A 25,302-nucleotide genomic window follows, 5' to 3' on the forward strand; every position below is an offset into this window, starting at 1 on the left:
CGTAGGGCCGTGATTATCGTTGTTGGGACAAAACCGCTGCAGCGGTACGCACGTTATCTGACAGGTGGTTCGGGTTTATGGTGCCGATGATGGCGGCGCCAACGCCTGGATGCGCGAACAGCAGTTCGAAGCTCGCTCGCACCGGATCTTCGCCGGTTTTTAGGCAGACGTGCCCGCTGGCCAGCGCTTTTTTGACCAGGATGCCCTTGGCGTGTGACTGAGCGTAGTCCAGAACAGGCCGCTCGCTCTGCTCGTTGAGGTTGTAGGTCACCATCGCGCAGTCGCCCTGTTCGAGCGCGAACAGGCCGCCTTCGACGGTCTTGCCGGACAGTCCGTAGCCGAGAATCTTGCCCTCGTACTTGAGATCGGCGAGGGTTTCGTAGACGCCGCTGTGCTGGAGAATTTCCAGGTCGCGTCCGTCCGAGTGCACCAGGACAAGGTCGATGCGGTCGGTCCGCAACCGCTGGAGGCTGCGCTCGACTGAACGTCGGGTATGGGCAGGCGAGAAATCAAAGTGCGATTGGCCATCGACGAATTCTTCGCCGACCTTGCTGACCACCACCCAATGGTCTCGCTGGCCCTGCAATAACGATCCCAGACGTTGTTCGCTGAGCCCGTAGGCGGGCGCGGTGTCGATCAGATTGATGCCCAGATCGCGGGCCAGTGCGATCAGTTGGCGCGCCTGCTCATCATCCGGAATGCGAAAACCGTTGGGATATTTGACGCCCTGGTCGCGACCCAGCTTGACCGTGCCCAGGCCCAGCGGTGACACGCTGAGCCCGGTGCTACCAAGAGGGCGGTGCAGCTCGTGCAAGGTCGTTGCCATCAGAGCAATCCTTCCCAGAAGGGTGCGGTAACCGTTGGGCGTGGCAGTTCGGGTAGCGGCGGACGCGGTTGCGGATGGATATTGTCGCGGGCCAAGGCGGCCTCGACGCGGTCGGCGAAATCGGGGGATAGTGCCAATTTCGTCGGCCAGCCAACCAGCAGCCGGCCCTGTTCGGCGAGAAATGCGTTGTCCGGTCTGGCCAGCGCTGACTGAGCCGGCTCGGCCCGGTCGATCCGCAGCGTCGCCCACTTCGCCGCGGACAGGTTGATCCAGGGCACCAATTCCGCCAGCTCCTTTTTCGCCGCGGCGATCTGCGCCGCCTCGTCGCGCGCGACGCCGTTGGCCTCGGCCAGATCGCCGCCTAGATACCAGACCCATTCGCCGTCAGCGGCCGGATGGCTGGTCACGGTGATGCGTGGTTTGGAGCCGCCGCCCAGGCAATGTGCATAGAGGGGTTTGAGCGTCGCCGCCTTTACCATGACCATATGCAGCGGGCGCTTTTGCATCGCCGGCTGCGTGAGCCCCAGCGCCTCCAGCAGCTCGGCGTTGCCCGCGCCGGCAGTCAGGACGATGCGCTGCGCGGTTATGGAGCGACCATCGACGATCAGACCGGTCAGTTCACCATTCTCCCGCAGCGGCTCGATCCGGTCGGCCTTCAACAGGCCGGGTCCGGCGAGCTCCGCGAGGCGCTGGATCAGGCTCGGCACGTCCAGCACCAGTTCGCTGAGCCGATAAACCTTGCCCTTGAATTTCGGGTGCTGCAGCGCCGGTGGCAATTCGTCGCCCTTGACCTGGCCGACCCGCGAGCGCACCGCCTTGCTGGCGAAGAAGCTGGTGAGATTGCCGGTCAGAGTGCCCGGCGACCAGAGATAGTGCGCATCGGAGAGCAGGCGCACGCCGGAAAGATCCAGCTCGCCGCCGCCTTGGAGTGCTTCACGCCAGCGCCGGGGCATGTCGGCGATGGCTTCCGATGCGCCGGTCAGCGCGCCGCTCAGCGCATACTTGGTGCCACCGTGGATGATCCCCTGGGATTTGACGCTCTGCCCGCCGCCAAGCACGCCCTTGTCCACCAGCAGCGTCGAATAGCCTTGCCGGCGCAGGCGCGCATTCAGCCACAGACCGGCAACGCCACCGCCTACGATCAGGACATCGGTGCTTAAGGAGTCGGGCATGTGTAAACCTCGCCTGTAAAGCGTAAATACGGGCCGGCAGTATAACCGTCGGCGTAGTCGTCGCAGCCATGGTTGGAAAGCTGGGAGCGGGGGTAAGACGTTGTGGGCTGGCTGTTGGTGGGCTGAAGCCCATCCTACTAACTGACGCGGAACGCCGCCCGTCAGCGCCCAGCTTTCAAGTAAACTCCGCCCCCATGAACCGAACCCTTTATACCCTGCTGTTCCATCTTGCCTTGCCGCTCGTGGTGGTTCGCCTGTTTTGGCGTGCCCGCAAAGCGCCGGCCTATTCGAAACGCATCGGCGAACGCTTTGCTGTAGGGCTGCCCGAATTCCAGCCGCATGGCATCTGGGTGCACGCTGTCTCGGTGGGTGAAAGCATCGCTGCCGCGCCGATGATTCGCGAGCTTATGGCGCGGTATCCGCACTTGCCGATCACCGTGACCTGCATGACCCCGACCGGCTCCGAACGGATCAGGGCGCTATTTGGCGATACGGTGCAGCATTGCTACTTGCCTTACGATCTGCCTTGGGCGGCTTCACGGTTCTTGCAACGACTGCAGCCGAAACTGGCTGTGGTGATGGAAACCGAGCTGTGGCCCAACCATATCCACCAGTGCGCGCATCGCGGTATTCCCGTGGCGCTGGCCAATGCGCGGTTGTCCGAACGCTCGGCGCGCGGCTATGCACGATTCGCCCGGTTGACCGCGCCCATGCTGGCTGAACTGAGCCTCATCGCCGTGCAGACCGAGGCCGAGGCGGCGCGTTTCCGCCAGCTCGGCGCACGTGATGCCTGCGTAGAAGTAACCGGCTCGATCAAGTTCGACCTCAGCGTCGACCCGGTGCTGCCCGAGCAGGCCGCCCAGCTCCGCCAGCAATGGAGTGCCGTGATGCGGCCGATCTGGATCGGCGCCAGCACCCACACGGGCGAAGACGAAATTCTGCTGGCTGCGCATCGGCAGTTGTTGAACACCTATCCTGACGCGCTGTTGATCTTGGTGCCGCGCCATCCCGAACGCTTTGGCTCGGTATATGAATTGTGCCGGAAGCAGGGTTTTGCCACTGTCCGACGTTCCCTCGGCGAGCCGCCGCAGGCCCGGACGCAAGTGCTGCTTGGCGACACCATGGGCGAGTTGCTGTTTCTCTTTGCGCTGGCCGATGTGGCCTTCGTTGGCGGCAGTCTGGTGCCTACCGGCGGGCACAATTTGCTCGAGCCCGCAGCGCTGGGTAAACCCGTACTGACCGGCCCGCATCTGTTTAATTTCCTCGATATCGCCGCGCAACTGCGCGATGCCGACGCGTTGAAGGAAGTCAACAGCGCCCCCGCGCTGGCGGTGGCAATCGAGGCGTTATGGACGAATCCGGCAAGTGTCGAACAGGCTCGGGCCGCAGGGTGCCGTGTGCTGAGGAATAATCAGGGCGCGCTGGAGCGGCTGCTGGCAGGGCTGGGACGGCTGCTCGACCAGTGATGCGGGATCTGGGCTGACTCTCGTCCCTGCTAGTTATCCGCCGAAGGCTACAGCGGCCAATGCGTGCCGCCCCGTAGGAGGGGCAAAGGTTCTGGCCGTCTCCATCTGCTCCTCGTTCTATCTCTCTTTCGACGCCTCCACTGAACGGCTGCGGCAGTGATGTAGGGTGGGCTTTAGCCCACCGGATGGCGTCTTGCTTGCAGTTAGAGATTGCCCCCGCCGAGATGTGACGTTGTCCGCAGGCATGGCGGAAGCCATCCTCGCCGCTAACTCACTCCTGAAGCGGCGCCCGTCAGTCCACGCGTACCGGCTGGCCGAAATTCTCAGACAGATCCGGCGGGAGGAAGTCGCTGTCCGGATCGTAGTCCGCCTTCAGATAACGCTGCAGATCCTCCAGATCACCCGGGTTGAGTGTGCCGGCGGCCTGTTTCAGGCGCAGGCTGTCGAGGATGTAGTCATAGCGGGCGTTGTTGTAATCGCGCACGGCAGCGAACAGACGGCGTTGAGCGTCGAGCACGTCGACGATATTGCGAGTGCCCACCTGATAGCCGATGTCGGTAGCTTCCAAAGCACTCTGGCTGGAAATGATTGACTGTCGGCGCGCCTGCACTTGCTCCACATCGGTATTCACCGCGCGATGCAGGTTGCGGGTGGACTCGACCACCTGACGGCGCAGGCTTTCGCGCTGCTGCTCGGTCTGGGTCAATTGATGAAAGGCCTCGCGCCGCTGTGAACTGGTCAGCCCGCCGCTGTACAGCGGAATGTTCAGCTGCAAACCGATGCTGCTCTGTTCGACGTCACCGGCGTAGCGCGGCAGGCGGTAGCCCGGAATATCCATGGAGCCGGTATTAGAGAAGCCCAGGCTGTCGTTGTCGCCCCTGCTGTAGCGCGCCACTGCGTCGACTGTCGGTGCATGGCCGGCCCGGCGCTGGCGCAGGGTTTCTTCGGCCGCGTTTACCGCCTGGTTGATCGCCAGCAGATCCAGGTTCTGCCGAGTGGCGGTGTTGACCCAGGCGCTGGCGTCGTTCGGGCTGGGCGGCAGTACTGGCAGGCTATGCTCCATGCCTTCCAGCGCGAGGTATTCGCGATTGGTCAGGGTGAACAGAGCCTGAAAGGCATCGTCAACCTGGCGTTGGGTAATCAGTCGATTGGCGCGCGCGGTATCGAAACCCGCCTGGGCTTCGAGCACGTCGGTGCGATCGGAAAGGCCCACTTCGAAGCGTTCGTCGGCCTGGTCGAGCTGCCGCTTGAAGGCCGACTCCTCGGCTTTGGCGGCGGCGAGATTGTCCTGCGCACGTAGGACTGCGAAGTACGCCTGAGCGGTCAGGCGGATCAGGTCCTGCTCGGCAATGGAGTACTCCAGCGCTGCCTGCTCGCTGATCGCTTCGGCCGCCTGCAACTGGAACCAGCGCTCGGCGCGGAAGATCGGTTGGCTCAAGGTGGCCTGATAGACGGTGCCACTACGTGACAGGGAGCGTGAACCGACGTCGGTGTCGAGGTCTGTGCGGGTGTCGCTCATCTCCGCGCCCGCGCTGAGATTCGGTAGCAAGCCGGCACGTGCCTGGGGTACGACTTCCTGAGTCGCCTTGAACTGCGCGCGCGCCGCCGCGAGGTCGGCATTGTTCTCCACGGCCTGGCGATAAACGCTCACCAGATCGGTGCGATTGGAGAGCGGAGGCGCCGTCTCGGCCCAAACCAGTCCCGACGAGGCGGCCACGGCCAGTGCCAGCGTGAGTCTACGCAGCATGTGCGTCTTTCCCTGAAGCGGAGTGATGGGCAAGGCTATGCGCGGTCATGCGGCCGGTCAAGCGGCTTGGCGGCGCCCTCCAGATGCCCGCTATGGTCGGTCTGGCAGGCTCGGCGAGATGTGGCAAATGTGACCCGGCGGTCGCGACATTCGCGGATCGGCGTGGCTTTCCTCTGGACTCTTGATTAGACTCGGTCGCGTTCTTGTCGGGGTGCCTTGAAGCGAAGGCTGAGATCGGAAAGTTCCGGATCCCGTTGAACCTGATCAGGTTAAGGCCTGCGTAGGGAACAAGATGTGCTCGCCAGTTCTCCAGCGAGTCTCTCGGCGCCAATCCCGGCGCACCCCGATGCCCTTATCCCGCCGTGTTTTTCAGGTTCGCTCCGACAACTATCGAGGAGCCAGTCTGATGCGTGCAGAACAACAACATCTCAGTGAATCCGCCCAGGTCGACCAGCAGTCGATCCAGCCTTTCCCGCGTTCGCAGAAAATCTACGTGCAGGGCTCGCGCCCGGACATTCGTGTGCCGATGCGCGAGATCAGCCTCGACGTGACGCCTACTGCGTTCGGTGGCGAGATCAACGCCCCGGTCACCGTCTATGACACCTCCGGTCCTTACACCGATCCCAATGTGCAGATCGACGTGCGAAAGGGCCTGGCCGATGTGCGCAGCGCTTGGATCGCGGATCGCGGAGACACCGAGAAACTGCCGGGGCTGAGCTCCGAATTCGGCCAGCGCCGCCTGGACGATGCCGAGCTGACCGCCATGCGCTTCGCCCACGTGCGCAACCCGCGCCGCGCCAAGCCGGGCAAGAACGTCAGCCAGATGCACTACGCGCGTCAGGGCATCATCACGCCCGAGATGGAATTTATCGCCATCCGCGAAAACATGAAGTTGCAGGAGCACCGCGCCGCCGGCCTGCTGGATCAGCAGCACGCAGGTCAGAGCTTCGGCGCCAGCATTCCCAAGGAAATTACCCCGGAATTCGTCCGTGACGAAGTGGCTCGCGGCCGCGCCATCATCCCGGCCAACATCAACCACACCGAGCTGGAGCCAATGATCATCGGCCGCAACTTCCTGGTGAAGATCAACGGCAACATCGGCAACTCGGCGCTGGGATCGAGCATCGAGGAAGAAGTGGCCAAGCTGACCTGGGGCATTCGCTGGGGATCGGATACGGTCATGGATCTTTCAACCGGCAAGCATATCCACGAAACCCGCGAATGGATCATCCGCAACTCGCCGGTGCCGATCGGTACCGTGCCGATCTACCAAGCGCTGGAGAAGGTCAACGGCGTGGCCGAGGATCTGACCTGGGAGTTGTTCCGCGATACGCTGATCGAGCAGGCCGAGCAGGGCGTGGACTACTTCACCATCCACGCTGGCGTGCTGTTGCGCTACGTGCCGCTGACCGCCAAACGAGTCACCGGCATCGTCAGCCGCGGTGGCTCGATCATGGCCAAGTGGTGCCTAGCCCATCACCAGGAAAATTTCCTCTACACCCACTTCGAGGAAATCTGCGAAATCATGAAGGCCTACGACGTCAGCTTCTCGCTGGGCGACGGCCTGCGTCCGGGCTCCATTGCCGACGCCAACGACGCCGCGCAGTTTGGCGAGCTGGAAACCCTCGGCGAGTTGACCAAGATCGCCTGGAAGCACGACGTGCAGTGCATGATCGAAGGCCCCGGCCACGTGCCTATGCACCTGATCAAGGAGAACATGGACAAGCAGCTCGAATGCTGCGACGAGGCACCGTTCTACACCCTCGGCCCGCTGACCACCGACATTGCCCCTGGTTATGACCACATTACCAGCGGCATCGGCGCGGCGATGATCGGCTGGTTTGGTTGCGCCATGCTCTGCTACGTCACGCCCAAGGAACACCTGGGCCTGCCGAACAAGGATGACGTCAAGACAGGCATCATTACCTACAAGATCGCCGCCCACGCCGCCGACCTCGCCAAGGGTCATCCGGGCGCGCAGATTCGCGATAACGCACTGTCCAAGGCGCGCTTCGAGTTCCGCTGGGAAGACCAGTTCAACCTCGGCCTCGACCCGGACACCGCACGCAGCTACCACGACGAAACGCTGCCCAAGGATTCGGCCAAGGTCGCGCATTTCTGCTCCATGTGCGGGCCGAAATTCTGCTCGATGAAGATCACTCAGGAAGTCCGCGAGTACGCCGCCGAAAACGGCCTGACCGACGAGCAGAAGGCCATCGAGGCCGGCTTCGCCGAGCAGTCATCGCGCTTCAAGGATGAAGGGTCGGTCATTTACCGGCAGGTCTAAAGCGTAGAAACGTTGGGAGGTCGGGGGCGACTCGCAGGGTGTGCATACATCCTGCGAATCGCCCCCGACCTGTTAGCCGTTCCAGCGGTTTGCGCCGGACAACCGGGCTCCACCGCCACTACGAGCGCTGGAGCATTCGGGGCGCATTCCATGCAGAGCGTAAGAACGATCAACCCTTTTTGAGACTCGTGGCGCGGGAACAACCCGCCGCAATGGTGGCTGAGTCTGGGCATCAACCCCGTAGCGGTTATCGCTACTTAATTCTTCGGCGGTCGCGAGCGTTCTCGCTCCCGCAGTTTGTGCCGGGCAACCGGTTTCTCTGAGAAAACAATGTGAACATTCCAGGCCGCTATTCCCCGCATCAAAGCGTCGCCCCTGAACACCGTGTGTTCGGCGGTCGTGACATGTTTTCCCTGTGGTTCTCCCTTGGCGTCGGCCTGATGGTGCTGCAGCTCGGCGCCTTGCTGGCACCGGGGTTGGGCATGAGTGGCGCGCTGCTGGCAATCGCCTGCGGAACCGCCGTCGGCGTGTTGCTGCTAGGGGCGGTCGCGGTGATTGGCACCGACACCGGCCTGTCATCCATGGCTGCGCTGAAGCTCACGCTGGGCAGCCGCGGTGCGGTGCTGCCGGCGTTGCTGAACCTTGTTCAGCTGATCGGCTGGGGCGCATTCGAGATCATCGTCATGCGAGATGCAGCCAGCGTGCTGGCGACCCGCGCATTCGGCGAAGGCAACGTGCTGAACAGCACTGCGTTGTGGACCTTGTTCTTCGGCGGTCTCGCCACGCTGCTGGCCGTCACCGGCCCGCTGACCTTCGTGCGACGGATACTGCGTAAATGGGGCATCTGGCTGTTGCTCGGCGCCTGTGTCTGGCTGACCTGGAATCTGTTCGACAAGGCGGACCTGGCGGCGCTCTGGGCTCGGCAGGGCGATGGCTCGTTGCCGTTCGCGCTGGGCTTCGATATCGCCATCGCCATGCCGCTGTCCTGGTTGCCGCTGATCGCTGATTACTCGCGCTTCGGCCGCGCGGCCGTGCGTGTTTTCGGGGGTACCGCGCTGGGATTCTTTGCCGGCAATTTCTGGCTGATGAGCCTTGGCGTCGCTTACACCCTGGCGTTCGCCAACAGTGAGGAAGTCAATGCGTTGTTATTGGCGCTGGCCGGCGCGGGGCTGGGTATTCCTTTATTGCTGATACTGCTCGACGAGTCTGAAAACGCCTTCGCCGACATCCATTCGGCCGCAGTTTCAGTCGGCATCCTGTTGCCGCTCAAGGTCGAGCATCTGGCGCTGATGATCGGCGCAATCTGCACGCTTATCGCCTGGTTCGCGCCGCTTGCCGAGTACCAGAATTTCCTGCTGTTGATCGGCTCGGTATTCGCGCCGCTGTTCGGCGTCGTGCTGGTCGATCATTACATTCTTCGGGGCCGAGGCCGCCTGGCCGCTCCGGCTGCCGGTTTGCGCTGGGAAACTCTGTTGGCCTGGGGCTGCGGAGCGGCTACTTATCACGTGCTCGCCAGCGCCTGGCCGGAAATCGGTGCCAGCCTGCCCGCGCTGTTCCTCTCCGGCGGGCTGTTGCTTGTGCTGAGCCGTTTCGGTCACGCTACGGCAGGTATTGAGGTTTCAGAATCGCGCTGAGTTCGGCGTACGGAATCTCCAGCTCTGGATGGCCGCTCGAATAGGGCGCGATACTGTAGACGTCGTATTTGAGCAGCACCTTGTCGCGTAGCAGGGCGACATTGGCGGTTCGCTGGAACGGCCATTGGCGAGAAAACTCGGCATCGTGCTCGTTCGCCAGCAGCCACTGCTGATGCGCTTTTGCGGCGGCACGCCAGAATGCGCCCTCCTTGCCGGGAAGCAGAACGTCTGCCAATTCCAGCTCGCGGCCCTGTTCCCGGTCGTAGTTGATGAATCCGCGACCGGGCATGCCATGGGCGCCTCCGGTGTACAGGTAGCTCGACAGCTCGACCACGAGCAGCGAGCCGTGCTGCTCTCGCAGCTTGGCCTGCAGATAGCTGCTCCAGCCGGGTTCTGCGCTACGCAGAAAATCGTCTTGGTAGAGTTCCAAGGTTGCCGGAGTTTGGGCGTCCGGGCTGTTGATCGTCATCCTGCGCAGTCGCTGGTCAATCAGGGCGTTCAACGCCGGCTCTTCGGCGAATAACAGCGTATCGATGTTTACCAGTGGGCAGCGATCGTCCTGCTCTGGACAACCGGCGGGGCGCTGCTCGCTGACGATCTGCCGAGCCTCGACGGGCGGCTCGCCGCGAAAATGCTGACAGGCGCTGAGTAGCAGGCTAAGAACGATCAATACGAAGACGTGGCGAAAAGGCTTCAATGGGTTCATGGCTCTTGTGTTGGCTGCAGTGCGGTTTCGAGTACCGGCAGGTTGTGAAGTTCGTAAATGGGCGTTTGGTAATTTTTCCGCGTGCAAGCGGTCTGCAAAGGGCTGCGCCTGAATAAACGGCGCGCTAGGATGACAACAGAGAGACCGCTCACGCCGTGACGGTTGCAGTCTTCTGGCGCCAGGCTGGCGCCGGACAATCCGATATGTGAGTGATTCATGACTGATATTTTCAAATCCGGCCCGGATGATGTCGAGATCATCGAGCGAGAGCAATGCTTCAGCGGTTTCTATCGTCTGGACCGCCTCCAGTTGCGTCATCGCCTGTTCAATGGCGACATGGGGCGGCAACTGGAGCGTGAGCTGTTCGTTCGTCACGATGCGGTCTGCGTGCTGCCGTACGATCCTCGTCGCGACGAGGTCGTGCTGATCGAGCAGTTCCGGGTCGGAGCGGTGGGCAAGGTCGACAACCCCTGGCTGATCGAACTGGTCGCGGGTCTGATCGACAAGGACGAGCAGCCTGAAGAGGTGGCGCGTCGCGAAGCCATCGAAGAGGCGGGGTTGGAAGTGGCCGATTTGTGGCCGGTGACGACCTACTTCCCGTCGCCTGGCGGCAGCACCGAGCGAGTGCACCTTTATTTGGGGCGTTGTGACAGTTCCAATGCCGGCGGGGTGTTCGGCCTGGACGAAGAAGGTGAAGATATCCGTGTGCATGTCTGGTCGTTGCAGCGTGCACTGCAGGCCGTGCGCGACGGCGGTATCGACAACGCCGCGAGCATCATTGCATTGCAGTGGCTGGCCCTGAATCGCGATGAAGTCAGGGAGGCGTGGACATGAGGCGAACACCTGAACGCTACCGTGTCGACTTACTGGAATTGCAATCGGCCTGCGAGGCGAACTACCTGCGGCTGATGCGGCTGCTGCCCGATATGCGCATCCAGCCTGATGTTCGCCGTATCGCCATGAGCCAGGGCGACCGCCTGTTGGGCGTGCTGGCACTGAAGGTGGTGGAAAGCTGCCCCTATACCACTACCGTGCAGATCAGCCAGCAGGACTGCCTGCCCTGGCTGCCCGCGCCACAGATGGAGGTGCGGGTATATCACGATGCGCGCATGGCGGAAGTCATCCGCGCCGAGAATGCTCGGCGGTTCCGGGGCATCTACAGCTATCCCAACGCGCAGATGCACCAGCCCGACGAGAAAAATCAGCTCAACCTGTTCCTCGGCGAATGGCTCGGCCACTGCCTGGCTTGCGGTCATGAGCTGGAGCCTGTGCTCTGACAACCGCTGCAAGCCGCAAGCTCCAAGGAAGGACAGCTTGATAACTTCTGAGCGCCAGCCCCGGCACTGATTCGCTGGCAGCTTCCAGCTTCTGTGATGCATGCCCGCATCGCGCGGTTTACCCCCGCAACCGCCAGCCACCATAATTCTATTGCGATTTCGCCAAAGGAGACGGGTCTTGGCTGCGCCCCTCATTGAAAAAGACTCGGTGCTGCTGGTGCAGTTGACCGACAGTCACCTGTTCGCCGAGGCGGGCGGCAAACTACTGGGCATGGACACCGGCGAAAGTCTGCAGCGCGTGGTCGATCTGGTGCTTGCCGAGCAGCCTTGCGTCGACCTGATTCTGGCCACTGGCGATCTGTCCCAGGATGGCTCGCTTGCGTCCTATCAGCGTTTTCGCCAGCTGTCCGAGCGCATCGATGCGCCGGCGCGCTGGTGTCCGGGCAATCATGACGAGCTGCCGGCCATGCAGGAGGCCGCTCGCGGCAGTGAGATGATGGCGCCTGTGCTGGATGTCGGCGCGTGGCGGGTCATCATGCTCGATACGCTGGTGCCGGGTTCGGTATTCGGCATGCTTCGCGATGATCAGCTGGAGTTGCTCGAACGGACCCTGCAGGACGCACCGCAGCGTCATCATCTGGTCTGTCTGCATCATCACCCGGTCACCATCGGTAGCCGCTGGATGGACAGTATCGGGCTGCGCAACCGCGACGCGCTGTTCGCAGTGCTCGACCGCTTCCCTTGTGTTCAGGCCGTGCTTTGGGGGCACATCCACCAAGAATTCGACGACCAGCGCGGCGACATCAGGCTCCTGGCAACGCCGTCGACGGGCGTTCAGTTCGCCCCGGGCAGTGAGGAATTCCAGGTCGATACGCTTGCGCCGGGCTATCGCTGGTTGCGTCTCCATGATGATGGACGTCTGGATACAGGCGTATCCCGAGTGGTCGGCATGACCTTCAAGGTAGATCACAGCATTAAAGGGTATTGAGTCAGCTACGAACCACGAGCTTCAAGCAAGAGCCGACCCAACAGGCTTGAGCGGCGCGCGGGCGCAAGCCCCGATACTGATTCGCTAGCGGCTTGCAGCCGGCGCGTCTCGCCTAGTAGCCTTTCCGTCTTTTGCCAGCCCAGCGAACCAGCATGACCCGCACGCAACCCGCCATCCTCTATATGCACGGCCTCAACAGCTCCCCGCTGTCGCAAAAGGCCAGCCAATTAACCGCGGCGCTGGAGCGCATTGGCATGAGTGCATGGCTGCGAGTGCCGGCATTACATCATCATCCGCGTCAGGCCATCGCCCAGCTCGAAGCGCTCATCGCCGAGCTGGGGCGTCCTGTGCTGGTCGGCAGCTCCCTCGGCGGATACTATGCAACGCACCTCGCCGAGCGCCACGGGCTCAAGGCGCTGCTGATCAATCCGGCCGTGACGCCGCACCGTCGCTTCGATGGTTACCTCGGGCCGCAGACCAATCTCTACACGGGCGAAGTCTGGGATCTGACCGAAGACCATGTCGTTGCCCTGGCCGAGCTGGAAGTACCGCCGCCACAGGATGCCGAGCGCTATCAGGTCTGGCTGCAGACGGGCGATGAAACGCTGGATTACCGCCACGCGGCGGATTTCTACAAGGGATGCGCGTTACGCATCCAGGCCGGCGGCGATCACGGTTTCCAGGGGTTCGCTGAACGAATCCCCGCGTTGCTGGCCTTCGCCGGCTTCGATCCGGGCATCTTTGCAGAGCTCGATTTCTCCGAATCATAAGGACATCAAGAGACGCACATGTCTTATACCGCCGAAGCCATTGAAGTCCTCTCCGGCCTGGATCCGGTGCGCAAGCGTCCGGGTATGTACACCGACACCTCGCGGCCCAACCATCTGGCCCAGGAAGTCATCGACAACAGCGTCGACGAAGCGCTGGCGGGCCACGCCAGCTCCGTGCAGGTGATCCTGCACCAGGACAATTCCCTGCAGGTGATCGACGACGGTCGCGGCATGCCGGTGGATATCCACCCCGAAGAGGGCGTGTCTGGCGTCGAGCTGATCCTGACCAAGCTGCATGCCGGCGGCAAGTTCTCGAACAAGAACTACCAGTTTTCCGGCGGCCTGCATGGCGTCGGTATTTCCGTGGTCAACGCGTTGTCGACGCGGGTGGAAGTGACGGTCAAGCGCGACGGCAACGAATATCGAATGGCCTTCAACGATGGCTTCAAGGCCAGCGAGCTGGACATTATCGGTACGGTTGGCAAGCGCAACACCGGCACCAGCGTGCATTTCTGGGCGGACCCGAAATATTTCGATTCAGCGAAGTTTTCCATCAGCCGACTCAAGCACGTGCTCAAGGCGAAAGCCGTACTCTGCCCGGGCCTGAGTATCAGCTTCGAGGACAAGAACACCGGCGAGAAGGTCGCATGGCATTACGAGGATGGGCTGCGTTCGTACCTGACCGATGCGGTCAGCGAGTTCGCCCGTCTGCCTGACGAGCCGTTTTGCGGCAGTCTGGCCGGTAACAAGGAAGCGGTCGACTGGGCGCTGCTGTGGCTGCCGGAGGGTGGCGATAGCGTCCAGGAAAGCTACGTCAACCTGATCCCGACGGCGCAGGGCGGTACTCACGTCAATGGCTTGCGTCAGGGGCTGCTGGACGCCATGCGCGAGTTCTGCGAGTTCCGCAGCCTGCTGCCGCGCGGCGTCAAGCTGGCGCCTGAGGACGTCTGGGAGCGGATTGCCTTCGTGCTCTCGACGAAGATGCAGGAACCGCAGTTTTCCGGCCAGACCAAGGAACGCCTGTCTTCCCGCGAGGCGGCGGCATTCGTTTCCGGCGTGGTCAAGGATGCCTTCAGCCTGTGGCTCAACGCCCATCCCGAACTGGGTTTGCAACTGGCCGAACTGGCCATCAGCAACGCCGGGCGCCGACTCAAGGCCAGCAAGAAGATCGAGCGCAAGAAAGTCACTCAAGGGCCGGCGTTGCCCGGCAAATTGGCCGACTGTGCCGGACAGGACCCGGCGCGCTCCGAGCTGTTTCTGGTCGAAGGCGATTCGGCGGGCGGCTCCGCCAAGCAGGCGCGGGACAAGGAGTTCCAGGCGATCCTGCCGTTGCGCGGCAAGATCCTCAATACCTGGGAAGTGGACGGCGGCGAGGTGCTGGCCAGTCAGGAAGTGCACCACATCGCCGTCGCCATCGGGCTGGATCCAGGCTCGTCCGATCTGTCGCAATTGCGTTACGGCAAGATCTGCATCCTCGCCGACGCCGACTCGGATGGCCTGCACATCGCCACGCTGCTTTGCGCGCTGTTCGTCCAGCACTTCCGCCCGTTGGTGGAGGCCGGACATGTCTATGTCGCCATGCCGCCGCTGTATCGCATCGATCTGGGCAAGGACATTTTCTATGCCCTGGACGAGGCCGAGCGCGACGGCATTCTCGATCGCCTAACGGCAGAGAAGCGCCGCGGCAAACCCCAGGTCACTCGCTTCAAGGGTCTCGGCGAGATGAACCCGCCGCAGCTGCGTGAAACCACCATGGACCCGAACACGCGCCGGCTGGTGCAGCTGACGCTCGATGATTTCAGCGGTACCCGTGAAATGATGGACATGCTGCTGGCCAAGAAGCGCGCAGGGGATCGCAAGAACTGGCTCGAGTCCAAGGGCAATCTCGCCGAGGTGCTGATTTGAACAAGCCCTGGATCGCGCTGTTGTTTGCGCTGACGACACCAGTATGGGCCGTCGCTGCGGCGCCCGAGCTGACACTGGTCAGCGAGCACCCTGTCGAAGGGATCGCCCAGGGCAACCTGTCCGGGCTGGCCTGGTGCGGCGATGGGCTGTGGGCCGTGTCGGATCGCGAGGACAACGTCCTGTATCGCCTCGATGCCAGCGAAACCGTCTGGCGCGCGGAAGCCGAGCGTTTCGAATTGCCGCCCGTGCCGAACACCGGTTTGTCGTGGGGCGTGCGCATGCGTGCCGCCGTGACCGGTCTGTTTCGCGGCGGCGAAATGGATTTCGAGGGCCTGAGCTGCGACCGTCTGGGCAACCGCTATTTGGTCAGCGAAGCCTATGCTGCTGTGCTGCGTGTCAGCCCGGCGGGCACCGCCGAATGGCTGAGCCTGCCCGCCGGTGTCGTTCGCCAGGCGCGCGCGAGCGGGATGTTGCAGCAGTTCAACGCCCTGTTCGAGGGTGTCGCGGTCGATACGGATGCCAATCGCCTATGGCTGGCGGCCGAGCACAATCGTCGCGGCCTGATGGTGATGCACCGCAAGCAGAGTGTCTGGCAATGTACCGGCGGCTGCGTATTGCTGGCCGAAGGCGGGCGGGAGACACCGCCGGCGGCGTTGAGCGAAACCGATCAGCCGCGCAGATTTTCCGGGCTCGCGTTCCATGCGGACAAGCTGTTCACCCTGGAGCCCGTCCCTCATCAGGTCTGTCGGCGCAAGCCGGCGAACGGTGATAGCGAGGCATGCTGGTCCTATGCGGCTACGGCGCTGGCGGATTCCCGTCGCTACGACACGCCGTTCGGCAATGCCGAAGCACTGTGGGTCGATGCCGAGGGCGCCTGGGTCGGCGTCGATAACAACCAGCTCACGCGCGCCGATGGAGAGAAGCGTCCGATCGTCTGGCGCTTCGCCGCGCCCAAGGGCGGCTGGGGTGCCAAGCAGTGACACAGCCTGCCGGCCGCCGCGCCGGCCGCGTCATGCTGGTACTGGCATGGGGCGCGGCGCTGTGGCTGGCCACGCGTTTTTTTGCTGACTGGGAGCAGGGCCGCTTCAACCCCAACCGCGAGCCCGTTTCCCTCGTGCAGGGCGACCAGATCGAGGTTCATCTGGAGAGCAATATCCAGGGGCACTTCGTCGCTGACGGGCTGATCAATGGCCAGCCGGTTACCTTCCTGCTGGATACCGGCGCCACCGACGTTGCCATACCGGCAGAACTGGCCGAAGAGCTGGATCTCGCGCGCGGCGCTCCGGTGCGGTTGCAGACAGCCAATGGCCAGACCACTGGCTATCGCACGGTGCTCGACAGCCTTGCGCTTGGCGACATCGTTCTGCAGGACGTGCGTGCGCTTATCGCGCCTGGCTTCGGCGGCGAGCAGGTGCTGCTCGGCATGAGCGCCTTGAAACAACTCGAATTCACCCAGCGCGCCGGCACTCTGGTGCTGCGCCAACACGCCACGGATCGACCATGAGCGCACTCATACAGGCGACAGTGCCGGTGCTGGCCTCGCTGGGCCTTGATGAAAGCCGGGCCTTCTATACCTCCTTCCTGGGCTTTCGCATGCGGCAGCAGGCCGCTGATTACTTGATCCTGGAACGTGACGGGGCCGAACTGCACTTCTGGCTCTGCGCCGAGCGACACCTGGCGGAAAATACCTCCTGCTACGTGCGTACCGGCGATTGCCAGGCGTTGTATGAAGAGTTCAACCAGCGCGGCCTGACCTTGGAGGCCCCGGTGCTGCGGCCTTGGGGCATGAAAGAACTTTACGTTATCGACATCCACGGCAACCTGCTCAAGTTCGGCGAGCGACAGCCGTGAGTCATCCAACCTTTACTGAAGAACACTGCTGATGAGCGAAACAATCGATCTGAGCCTGGATGGCGTGGAGCGCCGCTCCCTCGCCGATTTCACCGAGCAGGCCTACCTCAACTACTCCATGTACGTGATCATGGACCGCGCACTGCCGCATATAGGCGACGGCTTGAAGCCGGTGCAGCGGCGCATCGTCTATGCCATGAGCGAGCTGGGACTGAACGCCGATTCGAAACACAAAAAGTCGGCGCGTACCGTCGGCGACGTCCTCGGCAAGTTCCATCCGCACGGCGACTCGGCCTGCTACGAAGCCATGGTGTTGATGGCGCAGCCGTTCAGCTATCGCTACACGCTGGTCGATGGCCAGGGCAACTGGGGTGCGCCCGACGATCCGAAGTCCTTTGCCGCCATGCGCTACACCGAGGCACGCTTGTCGCGCTATTCCGAGGTGCTGCTGTCCGAGCTTGGGCAGGGCACCGTCGACTGGGTGCCGAACTTCGACGGCACACTCGACGAGCCGGCGACCTTGCCGGCGCGCTTGCCCAACCTGCTGCTCAATGGCACGACGGGTATCGCAGTGGGCATGGCCACCGACGTGCCGCCGCACAATCTGCGCGAAGTCGCCGCTGCGTGCGTGCGCTTGCTCGACGAGCCGGGCGCGACCGTCGAGCAGCTCTGCGAACACGTACAAGGACCGGATTATCCGACCGAGGCGGAAATCGTCACTCCGCGTGCGGACCTGTTGAAGATCTACGAAACCGGGCGCGGTTCAGTGCGCATGCGTGCCGTGTACCGGGTCGAGGATGGCGACATCGTCGTCACCTCGTTGCCGCATCAGGTCTCCGGCGCCAAGGTGCTGGAGCAGATCGCCACCCAGATGCAGGCCAAAAAGCTGCCCATGGTCGCCGATCTGCGTGACGAATCGGATCACGAAAACCCGTGCCGGATCGTCATCATCCCGCGCTCCAACCGGGTCGATGCCGACGAGCTGATGCAGCACCTGTTCGCCACTACCGAGCTGGAGTCCAGCTACCGGGTCAACACCAATGTCATCGGTCTCGATGGCCGGCCGCAGGTGAAAAACCTCAAGACGCTACTGTCCGAGTGGCTGACCTACCGCATCGGCACCGTTCGCCGCCGTCTGCAGTTCCGGCTGGACAAGGTAGAGAAACGTCTGCATCTGTTGGAGGGCTTGCTGGTGGCCTTCCTCAACCTCGACGAGGTGATTCACATCATCCGCACCGAGGATCAGCCCAAGCCGGTGCTGATGGCGCGCTTCGAGCTGTCCGAACTGCAGGCCGACTACATCCTCGACACTCGCCTGCGGCAGTTGGCGCGGCTGGAAGAAATGAAGATCCGTGGCGAACAGGACGAACTGGCCAAGGAGCGCGAGAAGCTGCTGGCGCTGCTCGGCAGCGAAGCCAAGCTGAAGAAGCTGGTGCGCAAGGAGCTGCTGGAGGACGCCGAAACCTACGGCGACGACCGCCGTTCGCCAATCGTGGCGCGGGCCGAGGCCAAGGCGTTGTCGGAGAACGAGCTGCTGCCATCCGAGCCGATCACCGTGGTGATTTCCGAGAAGGGCTGGGCGCGTTGCGCCAAAGGCCACGATATCGATGCGACCGGGCTGTCCTACAAAGCCGGCGATGGCTTCAGGGCGTCCTCCGTCGGCCGCTCCAATCAATATGCTGTGTTCATCGACTCCACTGGCCGTAGCTATTCGCTGGCAGCGCACTCGCTGCCGTCTGCGCGCGGTCAGGGCGAGCCGCTCACCGGACGGCTGACGCCGCCGCCGGGTGCCAGTTTCGAATGCGTGCTGTTGCCCGATGACGAGGCGCTGTACGTGATCGCGTCGGATGCCGGTTACGGCTTCGTGGTCAAGGGCGAGGATCTACAGGCCAAGAACAAAGCGGGCAAGGCACTGCTGTCATTGCCGGCCGGCGCCCGCGTAGTCGCGCCGCGCCCGCTGAAGAGCAGGGATCAGGATTGGCTGGCGGCCGTCACCACCGAAGGGCGGTTGCTGGTGTTCCCGGTCCGTGATCTTCCGCAGTTGGGCAAGGGCAAAGGCAACAAGATCATCGGCATCCCCGGCGATCGCGTCGCAAGTCGCGACGAGTACCTGACCGACCTTGCCGTGTTGCCCGAGGGAGCAACCCTGATATTGCAGGCCGGCAAGCGCACCTTGTCGCTCAGGGCGGATGACCTCGAACACTACAAGGGCGAACGCGGACGGCGTGGGAACAAGCTGCCGCGCGGCTTCCAGCGTGTGGACTCGCTGCTGGTCGAGGTGTGACGGAGGTCAGCAGTCGCTAGAGGCTGGCTTCCGATGGCTGTTTAACGGAAGATAGCGGCCTTCCAAATTCATCCTTCTCGATGCACTGCAATCGTCGGTCGCATCGAGAGCCGAAAAGACAATCGGCACTGTGGGCCAACCATTGACGGCAGACTGTAGACGCCTGCCGGTGGTCGAGCCCGGTGCAAGGAAAGAGACGAACGTGCGGCGTTTCATAACTGTATTGCTGCTGGCCTGTGCCAGCCTCACTGGCTGCGTCACTCAACCTGTACCCATGTACCGCCTGGATAACGGAGTCGTCGAACTGCCGACAAAGGACGACGGCGCTGCGGTGATGCTAGGTCCGGTTGTGTTGGCAGATTACCTGCAGCGCGATGTGCTGTTGCAGCGTTTGCCCGACGGTAGTCTGGCGACCGAAGGGCAGCAGGCGCGTTGGGCCGGTAGCCTGCAGGGCGATATCGATCAGCTTCTGTTGCGCCAGCTGGCCTGGCAGCTGAAGACCCAGCGTCTGGAGCTGAGCCCAGGAAGCAAGGGCTTCACGCCGGACGTGCGGGTTGAAGTGGACATCACGCGGCTGGATTCCGGCCCAGAGCATCCTGCCGTGCTGGAGGCTCAGTGGCGTCTGCTGGACAAGCAGGGCAAGCGGCAATCCAGCCGTCTGGTGCGGTTACAGGAAGAGCATCAGGGCAGCACGACCGACCAAGTGCGTGCACAAAGCCTGCTATTGCAGCGACTGAGCGAAATGATGGCGAACGCTATCGAGCCAGTCGTCATCGCCCAAACGCGCGCAAAGCGCGAAATCAAAGCGCCGAGGAAGGCAGAGCCTTCTCCACCGGCAATTCCCGCGGCCGAGCCGATCAGGACCGATCTGGAAGTGTTTCGCTTCTAACCAAGCCCGAGGGTAGCGATGCTTGCCATCGACGGATTACCCCTTCGGCTAATCCAGCCTGCGTTCTGAAGTTGTTCGTAAAGTCGAACTTGTTCGTCCTTGAGTCGGTGGCCGAATGAATTCGGCCCTACAAGGCCCGGCCTGCCCCGATGGCTCTGCTCGTCAGCAGGCGCGTGACCGTCGGATTACGTCTTCGGAAACCCGGATTACGCCTGCGGCTAATCCAGGCTACGGTGTCCATGCCTTGTAGGATGGAATCGCCGACGGCGCCTCCGTCGTTTACCGCGAGTGGGCTGCCATCGACGGATTACGCCTTCGGCTAATCCATCCTACGTCGGGTCAGCTAATGCGATTACGTAACTCGTGCATGCGCGCGAGCTGGCGCTCAAGCAGGGAGGGATAGGGCTCGAGCAGACGCTCGACGCAGCAGGCGCCTTCCGGGCTGGCAATTGGGCGGATGCGTGCGCGTTGGCGGATCAAGCTATCTTCACCGATACCGCGCTCGACCAGCAGCAGGTTACGGCTGTGCTGCGACATGGCCAGCGCTGCTTGTGCCGGCTCGCTGAGCAGCAAGTCGCCCTGGCTGAGGTCGTAGAGTCCTTCGCCCTGGGTCAGGCCCAGCTGCAATTGCAGGGTGATGCCGCTATCGGCGACTTCGATCTGCAGCGCATGTCCGAGCGCACGCATCAGCTCACCGCAGCATAGCGCATGGGTCAGGTAATTCTGCTCATCGTCCTGGCTATGGAACAGCATCAGGCTGCTCCCATCGTTGAGCGTATGCAGCTCGGCCTGATAGAGGGTCGCGGCTTGCTGCAGGCAGTCCCGGTAGCGCTGCAGCAATTCGGTAAGCCGTGCGCGCGGCAGGCGGCGAAGCTGTTCCTGAGCGCCGAGCTGAATCGCCAGCACGCCGCTTTTGGTCGCCGCGACTGGCGCTGCGGGGGCTGTTGCAGGTGCGCGAGTCGGCGTAGATACCGGTTCTGGCTTGGTTTCTTCCAGTGGCGGGTCGTCATGGAAGGGATCGAAGTCATCGGCTTCGAGGGGCGCGTCTGCCGGATAGTCGTCAGCGCGCGGGTAGTCATCCTCATCTTCGAGACGATCGTCCTCGAGATGCTCGTGGTCTGCATCAGTGGTCAGCACCGGCAGGTCGATATGCGCCGAGTAGATATCCTGCATGCTGTCGTCCAGCTCGATCTCCGGCTCGGGCTCCTCCGGTACCAGGCGGGCCTGCAATTGCCTCGCCAGGTCGCCGATCTCATCTTGCCGGCCCGCGCCGGGAGCCGGGTCGTCCGGGTCGCGCAGCCATAGGCGCAATTGCATCAGAGGCAGCGAGAGTTGTCGGCCCAAGCGCATGCTGAGCATCAGGGTCAGCGCCAGCAGGATCAGGCTGAGCAGGCCCATGCTCTGCAGGCTGATGGTCATCGGCTGCTGAAGCTGGCGCATGTCGAGGCTGATGCGCAGATGTCCGGCAATCACTTCCTGGAAGCTGATGGGGGTGGAGTAGAGGCCTTCCTCATCGCCCAGCAGGTTTCTTGGCGGCCGTGTGCCCGATTCCGCCAATATGCGGTTGTCGACGCTGTAAACCGCCGCGTGTGCCACCAGCGGGTTCTTCACCAGATTACTCAGCAGCACGTTGAGGCTGAGAATGTCATTGGCCACCAGCAGATCGGTCGCCGATGCGGCTGTCTGGGTGATCAGGCTCTGCCCCAGCGCATCGGTATGCTGCTCCATGGCGTGCTTGAACTGCATGCCCATGACCCAGGCATACATGATCAGCGCCAGGGCGACCAGCAGCAGCGTGTGACTGGCTACCCGCAGCACCAGCGGAACGCGCCGCTGGCGTAATGCACGATAGATCAGCAAAAAGAAATTGTCGGGTTTGACGGATGCGGGCCGGTTCACAGAGCGCGGCTCTACTCTTGAGGAAAGTGCCGCGCAGTATACGGAAAGCGCACTGGCGGCTGAAGGTCTCCCGGGCAAAGCAGACGAATTGCAGAATACCGTTGTCGACGCGTAGAGGCAGCAGTCCAGCGAGCGGTCGTGGCGCGCCGCGGTGGGCCGGCTGTTGTAGAATGCCCGCCTTCTTTGCCATAGGAGTTGCGCCTTGCGCGAAATCGTCCTGATCAACATCACCGGGGAAGATCGCCCCGGGCTGACCGCGGCCATTACCGGCGTGCTCGCCCAGGGGGGCGTGAATATCCTCGATATCGGTCAGGCCGTGATTCACGACACCCTGTCGTTCGGCATCCTGGTCGAGATCCCGGATACCGAAGGCGCTTCCTCGGTGCTCAAGGACGTGCTGTTCATGGGCTACAAGCATGATCAGCAGGTGCGTTTCACCCCGGTTGCCGAAGAGGACTACCAGCAGTGGGTCGCCGGCCAGGGCAAGCCGCGACACATCGTCACGCTGCTGACCCGTAAGGTAACCGCTGAACAGCTGCAGCGCGTCAGCTCGATCACAGCCAAATATGGCCTCAATATCGATCACATTGATCGCCTTTCCGGGCGCCAGCCGCTGGATATGCCGGAGGAACTTGGCAAGGGTTGCATCGAGTTCTCGGTGCGCGGCGAGCCCGCCGATACGGCAGCGCTGCGTGCGGAGTTTCTTAGCGTGGCGCAGGAGCTGAACGTCGATATCGCCTTTCAGCGCGACTCGGTGTTCCGACGCAATCGCCGGCTGGCGGTGTTCGACATGGACTCGACTCTGATCGAGGCGGAAGTGATCGACGAGCTGGCCAAAGTGGCTGGCGTCGGCGATCAAGTGGCGGAAATCACCGAGCGTGCGATGCGTGGCGAGCTCGACTTCCGCGCCAGCTTCAAGGAGCGCCTGGCGTTGCTCGAAGGTCTAGAGGAGCGCGCGCTGGCCGAAGTCGGTGCCAGCCTGCGGCTTACCGAGGGCGCCGAACTGCTGTTTGCCGAGCTGAAGCGGCTGGGCTACAAGACCGCGATCCTATCCGGTGGCTTCACCTATTTCGCGCGCCAGCTGCAAACCAGGCTCGGCATCGATTACGTGTACGCCAACGAACTCGAGATCGTCGACGGCAAACTCACTGGCATCGCCCAGGAGCCCATCGTCGATGCTCAGCGCAAGGCCGATCTGCTTCGTGAACTGGCCGAGCGGGAAGGCTTGCGCCTGGAACAGACCATCGCCGTCGGCGACGGCGCCAACGATCTGCCCATGCTCGGGCTGGCCGGGCTGGGTGTGGCGTTCCGGGCAAAACCCTTGGTCAAGCAGTCGGCCAAGCAGGCGATTTCTACCCTGGGGCTGGACGGGATTCTTTACCTGCTGGGGTTCAGGGATCGGGAAGGGACGGAGTAAAGGCAGCTGGAAGCCAGGATAGGTAGTTGGGGCGTGCAGCGCTTTTTGCGACAGGATAAGGGGCGGCTTGACTGACTACTGACAGCCCGCAAGCTGACCAGCTTCCAGCTATTCGTCGTCTGAAGAGAAATCGTAGTCCATCGACTGGCTCGGGCCTTGCAGATACTGCCCCTGAATGTAGCCAACACCGGCTTGCCACAGCGTGGCCAGCACGGTGGCGCTGTCGACGAAGGGGACGATGGTCTGTTTGTTCTGTTCGTGAAGGTCGGCCAGTAGCTGCTTGAGTGCTTCCTGGTTTTCCTGGCGGCTCAGGTCCTGGGTGTAGGAACCGTCGATCTTCACGAACTCGGCATCGAGGTGCTTGAGCGTGTTGAACGGGTTCAGCACGCAGCCGAACTGATTCAGAGCGATGCGACAGCCCAGTCCGGTCAGTCCCTGGTTGAGCGCCTTTGCCTGCTTCAGATAGGCGACAGCGTCGTTTTCGTCGAGCTGGAACACCAGCGAGTCAGTTGGCAGGCGCGATGCCTTGAGCGCAACCCCTAGCCAGCTGAGCAATGACGGATCCTGCAAGCTGGCGCTCGATAGGTGGACGAACAGCCGTGTGCTGTGGCCTTTGCTGCGATGCTCGGCGAGCAGCTTGATCGAGTTGAGCAATACCCAGCGGTCGATCCGGGGAGCCAGGCCTGCTTCTTTCGCGGCGCCGAGGAATTCCGCCGGCGGCACTTCCACCCCTTGCGGGTCGAGCAGGCGCAGCAGGACTTCGTAATGCTCGTGACTATCGCCACGCAAGCTGATGATCGGCTGGAATAGCAGACGGAAGCTGTTCTTTTCCAGCGCCTGCTGCAGCATCGCCAGGACATTGCCGCGGCTGGCAGCGGCGGCCAGTTCGTCGGCCGGATTGTAGATGCTCAGCGCATTGCCATCGGTGAGTTCTTCGGCACAGCGGTGGGCACGGTCGATCACGTCGCGGGCCTTGGCTGTCTGTTCATCGAGCGCGGCGGCACCGATGCTGAGGCTGGTCTGCACGGTGCGACCGCCGATTTCGAAGAGATGGCCCTCGACCTTGCGCAGCAATTTGGTCAATGGTTGCTCGAGTTGCTGCGGCGTAGTCTCAGGTGCCAGCACCGCGAATGCGTCGTCACCGAAGCGAGCCAGCTCGGCCGTCTCTTTGAATTGCTCACGCAGCAGCTGGGCCAGCTCGGCCAGCAGACGGTCCGAGTCGCCCAAGCCGATTTCGGCTTGCAGACTGGCGAAGCGGTCGACGCGGATGTAGGCAAGGCTCGAACGCTGCCCGGCGTTTACCGCGCGTTCGATGGCCGCGTCCAGCGTTCCGAGGAAATGGTTGCGGTTGTATAGTCCCGTCACCAGATCCTGGCTGCTGATTTCGCGCAGTTTTTCCAGCTCGGCATTGTCGCTTTCCGCGCGGATGACCACCTGTATGCAGGGTTCGCCGTCATAGCTGGCCGGTGAAAAATGCATGCGCGCCTTGAAGTTGCCGCCATCGGCGCGAATGCCGCCACACACCAGTTCGGCGCTGCCTTGCAGGCTTTGGTAGTTCTTCAGGAAGCCTTTGAATTCTCCCTGATCACAGGAAGCGATCAGATCGATCATCGGCATGCCTTCGAGTTCGTCCACGTCCTCGTAGCCGAACAGGTCGAGGTAGGCCCGGTTGGCGTAAATGTGCATGCCGTCGTGGACGTAAGCGATGGCGTCCACCGAGCTGTCGAGCAACAGCTGGCAGCGCTTCTCGGCTTCACGCAGTGCCAGCTCCGCGGAGCGGCGTGCGCGGCGTTCTTCGAGGTTTGCCAGTTCACGTTTGGAGATCAGGATCAGCCACTCGTCTTCACCCTGAGGCAGCGCGCCTTGCGCACCCAGCGTGAGGGCTTCGGTGATCGTGTCGGCATCGTTACCGTCGATCAGCTGGATGATCGGGATGTCCTTGGCTTGCTTGCGGATGGCGCCTATGGCTTCAGCGGGGTCGAGATTAGCGCTGGTGGGCGCGTTGATCAGTAGATCCCAGGTCTGCTGCAGTGCATCGGCAAGGTCCTCACTCGATGTGAGACGGTGCACGCGTGTCGCCTGGCCCGCGTTACGAAACAGGCTGACTAGTCGCTCGGCTTCATTCTGCGAGTCCTCGAGGATCAGCAGGCGGATGGTTTTCTTTTGCGGGGCCATGGCAGCAGC

20 protein-coding genes and 1 riboswitch are annotated in these 25,302 nt (G+C 62.6%); of the genes, 14 read left to right on the forward strand and 6 right to left on the reverse strand.

The window, feature by feature from the left end; genetic code table 11:
• Positions 1-13: 13 nt before the first annotated feature.
• Positions 14-829 (reverse strand): aldo/keto reductase, encoded by an 816-nt coding sequence (locus tag E0D86_RS08925; RefSeq protein WP_165914227.1) that lies wholly within the window; start codon positions 827-829, stop codon positions 14-16.
• Complete coding sequence (locus tag E0D86_RS08930) at positions 826-1,998, reverse strand: FAD-binding oxidoreductase (RefSeq protein ID WP_131649653.1); 1,173 nt, start codon at positions 1,996-1,998, stop codon at positions 826-828. The genes E0D86_RS08925 and E0D86_RS08930 overlap by 4 nt, the downstream gene beginning before the upstream one ends.
• 194 nt (positions 1,999-2,192) lie before the next feature.
• On the opposite strand from E0D86_RS08930, the gene waaA reads away from it, so the two are divergent.
• Positions 2,193-3,464 (forward strand): lipid IV(A) 3-deoxy-D-manno-octulosonic acid transferase, encoded by a 1,272-nt coding sequence (gene waaA / locus E0D86_RS08935; protein WP_131649654.1) that lies wholly within the window; start codon positions 2,193-2,195, stop codon positions 3,462-3,464.
• 292 nt (positions 3,465-3,756) lie between these two features.
• On the opposite strand, the gene E0D86_RS08940 is transcribed toward waaA, so the two are convergent.
• Positions 3,757-5,211, reverse strand: coding sequence for a TolC family outer membrane protein (locus E0D86_RS08940; RefSeq protein WP_131649655.1), 1,455 nt, complete (start codon positions 5,209-5,211; stop codon positions 3,757-3,759).
• Between the two features lie 197 nt (positions 5,212-5,408).
• Positions 5,409-5,515: riboswitch (TPP riboswitch) on the forward strand.
• 102 nt (positions 5,516-5,617) lie between these two features.
• Between E0D86_RS08940 and thiC the strand changes: the two genes are divergently transcribed.
• Both thiC and cytX read left to right on the forward strand, forming a co-directional pair.
• On the forward strand, positions 5,618-7,498 hold the full coding sequence (gene thiC / locus E0D86_RS08945; protein ID WP_131649656.1) for a phosphomethylpyrimidine synthase ThiC: 1,881 nt from the start codon (positions 5,618-5,620) through the stop codon (positions 7,496-7,498).
• A 332-nt stretch (positions 7,499-7,830) separates the two neighbouring features.
• Complete coding sequence (cytX, locus tag E0D86_RS08950; RefSeq protein WP_131649657.1) at positions 7,831-9,132, forward strand: putative hydroxymethylpyrimidine transporter CytX; 1,302 nt, start codon at positions 7,831-7,833, stop codon at positions 9,130-9,132.
• Here the strand turns inward: cytX and E0D86_RS08955 are convergent.
• Positions 9,098-9,838, reverse strand: a complete 741-nt coding sequence (locus E0D86_RS08955; RefSeq protein ID WP_131649658.1) for an RsiV family protein — start codon at positions 9,836-9,838, stop codon at positions 9,098-9,100. The two genes, cytX and E0D86_RS08955, sit on opposite strands and share 35 nt — an antisense overlap.
• A 216-nt stretch (positions 9,839-10,054) precedes the next feature.
• Here E0D86_RS08955 and nudF point away from each other — a divergent pair, with 216 nt between their 5' ends.
• The 10 genes from nudF (at position 10,055) to E0D86_RS09005 (ending at position 19,802) form a co-directional block, all read left to right on the forward strand.
• Entirely contained in the window at positions 10,055-10,672 is a 618-nt protein-coding gene (nudF, locus tag E0D86_RS08960) for an ADP-ribose diphosphatase (protein WP_131649659.1), read from the forward strand.
• The gene (locus E0D86_RS08965) at positions 10,669-11,115 is read left to right on the forward strand and encodes a DUF1249 domain-containing protein (RefSeq protein ID WP_131649660.1); all 447 of its coding nucleotides are present in this window, start codon (positions 10,669-10,671) and stop codon (positions 11,113-11,115) included. The genes nudF and E0D86_RS08965 overlap by 4 nt, the downstream gene beginning before the upstream one ends.
• Positions 11,116-11,293: 178 nt before the next feature.
• Positions 11,294-12,103, forward strand: coding sequence for a 3',5'-cyclic-AMP phosphodiesterase (gene cpdA / locus E0D86_RS08970; protein ID WP_231752154.1), 810 nt, complete (start codon positions 11,294-11,296; stop codon positions 12,101-12,103).
• Between the two features lie 152 nt (positions 12,104-12,255).
• Positions 12,256-12,873 (forward strand): YqiA/YcfP family alpha/beta fold hydrolase, encoded by a 618-nt coding sequence (locus tag E0D86_RS08975; protein ID WP_131649662.1) that lies wholly within the window; start codon positions 12,256-12,258, stop codon positions 12,871-12,873.
• 18 nt (positions 12,874-12,891) lie between these two features.
• Positions 12,892-14,778: a DNA topoisomerase IV subunit B gene (gene parE, locus E0D86_RS08980; protein ID WP_131649663.1), complete on the forward strand. Its 1,887-nt coding sequence runs from the start codon at positions 12,892-12,894 to the stop codon at positions 14,776-14,778.
• Positions 14,775-15,758, forward strand: coding sequence for an esterase-like activity of phytase family protein (locus tag E0D86_RS08985; protein ID WP_131649664.1), 984 nt, complete (start codon positions 14,775-14,777; stop codon positions 15,756-15,758). Before parE ends, E0D86_RS08985 begins: the two co-directional genes overlap by 4 nt.
• The gene (locus E0D86_RS08990; protein ID WP_131649665.1) at positions 15,755-16,282 is read left to right on the forward strand and encodes a TIGR02281 family clan AA aspartic protease; all 528 of its coding nucleotides are present in this window, start codon (positions 15,755-15,757) and stop codon (positions 16,280-16,282) included. The genes E0D86_RS08985 and E0D86_RS08990 overlap by 4 nt, the downstream gene beginning before the upstream one ends.
• A complete protein-coding gene (locus E0D86_RS08995) occupies positions 16,279-16,629 on the forward strand; it encodes a VOC family protein (protein ID WP_131649666.1) in 351 nt (116 codons plus the stop codon). The genes E0D86_RS08990 and E0D86_RS08995 overlap by 4 nt, the downstream gene beginning before the upstream one ends.
• A gap of 31 nt (positions 16,630-16,660) precedes the next feature.
• Positions 16,661-18,913 carry a DNA topoisomerase IV subunit A gene (gene parC / locus E0D86_RS09000; RefSeq protein ID WP_131649667.1) on the forward strand — a complete coding sequence of 751 codons (2,253 nt, stop codon included), beginning with the start codon at positions 16,661-16,663 and terminating at the stop codon, positions 18,911-18,913.
• A 202-nt stretch (positions 18,914-19,115) separates the two neighbouring features.
• The gene (locus E0D86_RS09005; RefSeq protein WP_256681168.1) at positions 19,116-19,802 is read left to right on the forward strand and encodes a membrane integrity-associated transporter subunit PqiC; all 687 of its coding nucleotides are present in this window, start codon (positions 19,116-19,118) and stop codon (positions 19,800-19,802) included.
• A gap of 339 nt (positions 19,803-20,141) precedes the next feature.
• Here the strand turns inward: E0D86_RS09005 and E0D86_RS09010 are convergent, their stop codons facing one another.
• Complete coding sequence (locus tag E0D86_RS09010) at positions 20,142-21,701, reverse strand: AhpA/YtjB family protein (protein WP_131649668.1); 1,560 nt, start codon at positions 21,699-21,701, stop codon at positions 20,142-20,144.
• A gap of 202 nt (positions 21,702-21,903) precedes the next feature.
• Between E0D86_RS09010 and serB the strand changes: the two genes are divergently transcribed.
• Positions 21,904-23,118: a phosphoserine phosphatase SerB gene (serB, locus tag E0D86_RS09015; protein WP_131649669.1), complete on the forward strand. Its 1,215-nt coding sequence runs from the start codon at positions 21,904-21,906 to the stop codon at positions 23,116-23,118.
• 108 nt (positions 23,119-23,226) lie between these two features.
• On the opposite strand, the gene E0D86_RS09020 is transcribed toward serB, so the two are convergent.
• Positions 23,227-25,293 (reverse strand): EAL domain-containing protein, encoded by a 2,067-nt coding sequence (locus E0D86_RS09020; RefSeq protein WP_131649670.1) that lies wholly within the window; start codon positions 25,291-25,293, stop codon positions 23,227-23,229.
• Positions 25,294-25,302 lie beyond the last annotated feature (9 nt).

It is taken from the genome of Pseudomonas sp. IC_126 (assembly GCF_004331835.1).
Classification (GTDB): Bacteria; Pseudomonadota; Gammaproteobacteria; order Pseudomonadales; family Pseudomonadaceae; genus Stutzerimonas.

What these genes read in the sequence shown, in the direction of transcription:
- E0D86_RS08930 (WP_131649653.1), bottom strand. Translation starts at nt 1,998, where the DNA reads ATGCCCGACTCCTTAAGCACCGATGTCCTGATCGTAGGCGGTGGCGTT.
- E0D86_RS08975 (WP_131649662.1), top strand. Translation starts at nt 12,256, where the DNA reads ATGACCCGCACGCAACCCGCCATCCTCTATATGCACGGCCTCAACAGC.
- thiC (WP_131649656.1), top strand. Translation starts at nt 5,618, where the DNA reads ATGCGTGCAGAACAACAACATCTCAGTGAATCCGCCCAGGTCGACCAG.
- parE (WP_131649663.1), top strand. Translation starts at nt 12,892, where the DNA reads ATGTCTTATACCGCCGAAGCCATTGAAGTCCTCTCCGGCCTGGATCCG.
- E0D86_RS08940 (WP_131649655.1), bottom strand. Translation starts at nt 5,211, where the DNA reads ATGCTGCGTAGACTCACGCTGGCACTGGCCGTGGCCGCCTCGTCGGGA.
- waaA (WP_131649654.1), top strand. Translation starts at nt 2,193, where the DNA reads ATGAACCGAACCCTTTATACCCTGCTGTTCCATCTTGCCTTGCCGCTC.
- E0D86_RS09020 (WP_131649670.1), bottom strand. Translation starts at nt 25,293, where the DNA reads ATGGCCCCGCAAAAGAAAACCATCCGCCTGCTGATCCTCGAGGACTCG.
- E0D86_RS08955 (WP_131649658.1), bottom strand. Translation starts at nt 9,838, where the DNA reads ATGAACCCATTGAAGCCTTTTCGCCACGTCTTCGTATTGATCGTTCTT.
- E0D86_RS08965 (WP_131649660.1), top strand. Translation starts at nt 10,669, where the DNA reads ATGAGGCGAACACCTGAACGCTACCGTGTCGACTTACTGGAATTGCAA.
- E0D86_RS08995 (WP_131649666.1), top strand. Translation starts at nt 16,279, where the DNA reads ATGAGCGCACTCATACAGGCGACAGTGCCGGTGCTGGCCTCGCTGGGC.
- parC (WP_131649667.1), top strand. Translation starts at nt 16,661, where the DNA reads ATGAGCGAAACAATCGATCTGAGCCTGGATGGCGTGGAGCGCCGCTCC.
- nudF (WP_131649659.1), top strand. Translation starts at nt 10,055, where the DNA reads ATGACTGATATTTTCAAATCCGGCCCGGATGATGTCGAGATCATCGAG.